The sequence below is a fragment of the Xanthobacter sp. BG11Y11_SDJG genome (assembly GCF_057364445.1).
The window spans coordinates 1-2610 of record NZ_JBNFNU010000502.1; the positions used below are offsets into that span (position 1 = coordinate 1).

4 protein-coding genes are annotated in these 2610 nt (G+C 68.4%); all 4 read right to left on the bottom strand.

Annotated elements, in window-relative coordinates; all coding sequences use genetic code 11:
• Positions 1–260, bottom strand: a 260-nt coding sequence (locus AC2W7M_RS23515) for a hypothetical protein (protein ID WP_486135356.1), incomplete at its 3' end; no start/stop codon positions are given.
• Between the two features lie 73 nt (positions 261–333).
• A complete protein-coding gene (locus AC2W7M_RS23520) occupies positions 334–1224 on the bottom strand; it encodes a GGDEF domain-containing protein (protein WP_486135358.1) in 891 nt (296 codons plus the stop codon).
• The gene (locus tag AC2W7M_RS23525) at positions 1221–1841 is read right to left on the bottom strand and encodes a PDC sensor domain-containing protein (protein ID WP_486135360.1); all 621 of its coding nucleotides are present in this window, start codon (positions 1839–1841) and stop codon (positions 1221–1223) included. The genes AC2W7M_RS23520 and AC2W7M_RS23525 overlap by 4 nt, the downstream gene beginning before the upstream one ends.
• 328 nt (positions 1842–2169) lie before the next feature.
• Positions 2170–2610: DUF6925 family protein (locus tag AC2W7M_RS23530; protein ID WP_486135361.1), on the bottom strand; the 441-nt coding region annotated here is incomplete at its 5' end.

Consider the following 2610-nt stretch of genomic DNA (forward strand, 5'->3'; position numbering starts at 1 on the left):
CCGCTGAGGGGCGGGCCGCGCAAACTGGTCGGCGACCGCGTCGGCGCCGAGAGCCGCCGGGGTTGGTGCAGCAGGACCGAGCCGGTGAGCGGCTCAGCCTTGGCGAGGCTGATGCCGCAGGTGTCGAGGCGGGTCCGGATCGCGCCCAGGTCCGCCGGCCAGTCGCCCGCCAGGTGGATGCGCGTTCGGCCCGGCAGGTGATGGCGGATGCGGCAGCGGATCGCCGAAGGCATGGCGGGGCGTGGCGAATGGTCCATCATGCTTGTTCTCGCGCAGCTCCATGACACGCGCTTGAACCCGTCCGTTCCGTCCGCACGAGGGATGCGGACGGTGCTATTGCGCCACGCCGAAGCCGCTGTCGGGATGGCACCCGACCACACGGTTGCGCCCCCCGCCCTTGGCGCGGTAGAGCGCCCCGTCCGCCTCGCGCAGAAGGCGGTCCACCGGATCGGACGGCTGGATCATGCCCGACGCCACGCCGATGCTGGCGGTGGTGGTCACGCGGTGCCCGTCCTCGGTCGTCACATGGGCGGCGGCGATCGCCTTGCGGATGCGCTCGGCCATGAAGGTGGCGCCCGCCGCTCCGGTTGAGGGCAGGATGACCACGAACTCCTCGCCCCCGAGCCGCGCGGCGAAATCGCCGGGCCTGCGGATGGCCCGCGTCACCTGCCGCCCGATGGCGAGCAGGATCGCATCGCCCACCGGATGGCCGTAGGTATCGTTGATCTGCTTGAAGAAATCGAGGTCGATCGCCAGCACCGAAAGCTCGGTCTTCTCGCGGACGGCGCGTCGCATCTCGGTGTCGAGCGCCATTTCCAGCGCCCGCCGGTTCGGGATTTGCGTCAGCGCGTCGGTGACCGCCATGTGCTCGAGCTGCTCTTCCATGTCATAGCTGCGGATGAGCGCCCGGCGCAGCACCAGCACGATCACGGCCAGCAGTCCGCAGACCACCAAAGTGAGCAGGCCGACGATGATCGCCTGCACGGTCCATTCGGCATAGATGGAGGAAGCGGAGATGCCGACCGCCAGGATGAGCGGGAATTCGCCGATCTTCTGGGTGACGTAATAGCGCCTGAGCCCATCGATCTGGGAGTCGCCGACGAAGCTCACTCCTGGTTCCGCGAGCATCTTCTGGAACACCGGGGACGTCGCGACGCTGTCCCCGGAATTTCCCTGGCCGTCGGCGGAGGGATGGCGGTAGATCAGCGTGCCGTCCGTGCTCACCAGGCTGACGAGGCTATTGGGGCCGAGATCGACCTTCTCGAACAGGGATTGAAGAAGGCGATCCGGAACGCCGCCAGCACCACGCCATTGAACCCGCCGTCCGGCCCGGCGAGCCGCACCGTCATACCGATGCTCGGATCGTTCTGGCGCAGGCGGCTGGCATAGGGGCGGCTCAGAAAAGTGCCGGCGTCGCTGTCGCGGTGGGCGCGGAAATAATCGCGGTCCGCAAAGTTGGCGTTACGAGGCGTCGCGCCACCCGAATCGAAGACGATATCGCCACTGCGATCCAGCACCAGCATCGAGCCGAGATAGTGAGGCGTGGCCGTGCGATTGAACAGGAGCAGATGCCGCGCCGCGGGCGGCATGGCATGCACCTCCGGCAGGGCGAGCGCCTCGCGCACGCCCAGGATCGACACCTCGATGAGTTTCAGGTTGCGATCGACGGTCAGCGCGAGGGTGCGCAGCACGTTTTCGGCGGCACGCAGCGCCTCTACGCGCCGATCCTCCCGCAGCTTGGCCAGCATCGCCGCCTGAATGAGGACGATGATCACCAGGATCGCCGCAGTGGCGAGCAGCAGTACGCGGCCCCGGACCGAACGCCTCAGGATGCTGTCCATTTGCACCTTAGGGCCACCTCACCTTGCGAGCCGTGATGACCTTCCAGAAGACCCTTTTCCGCGCCTATCGCAGTCGCGTCCCCCGTGCCGATCTCGGGATTGCAATCTTTGATAGGTCTTGCGTGTGAGCGCCCTCCGCGGCGCTTGCGGTCGCGCCCGGTTGCCTCATCCGCACTTTGAAAAGCGCGCTTGCGACTTTCGCGCGAGCGATGCGCGAAGCAATGCGCGACCTCCATCGCGTCCGCAAGGGGCTGCGCCCGTTCCGGTCCGAAAATATCGGTCACGCATCCCATATCCGTCACGCCGCCTTGACGCAACGGTAGCTGGCTCAGGCGCGGCCGGTCCCGCGGCCATGGGGAGGATGGATCGACAGGCACGGCAGCAGCCCTTCGGGGATCGGGATGCTGGCCGCATGGGTCCGTCCGTGGGCGAGCAGCTTCGGCAGAACGTGGGTGTGGGGCCCGTCCGGGCTGCGGCCGTCGGCGGGCGGGATGGGCTGGTAGACCTCGATCCGTCCAAGGGCGCTGATGAACACGCGGTGGGGGCTTGCGGCGAGGATGGCGCCGATGGGGCCGTCAGGATCGAACATCTGCCGGCCCTCGGCCCGTCGCATGGCGGCGATCAGGACGGGATCGCGGGTGCGCACGCAGGCCTCGACACTGCCGAGGCCGATGCCGAGGTCGAACAGCACCGCGCCGCGGTCCTCCTCCCGGATCGCCGCATCGTCGGGGCCGACCTCGGCGATCGCCCGCCGGCCGGCGCGCGCGGC

What these genes read in the sequence shown, in the direction of transcription:
- AC2W7M_RS23525 (WP_486135360.1), bottom strand. Translation starts at nt 1,841, where the DNA reads ATGGACAGCATCCTGAGGCGTTCGGTCCGGGGCCGCGTACTGCTGCTC.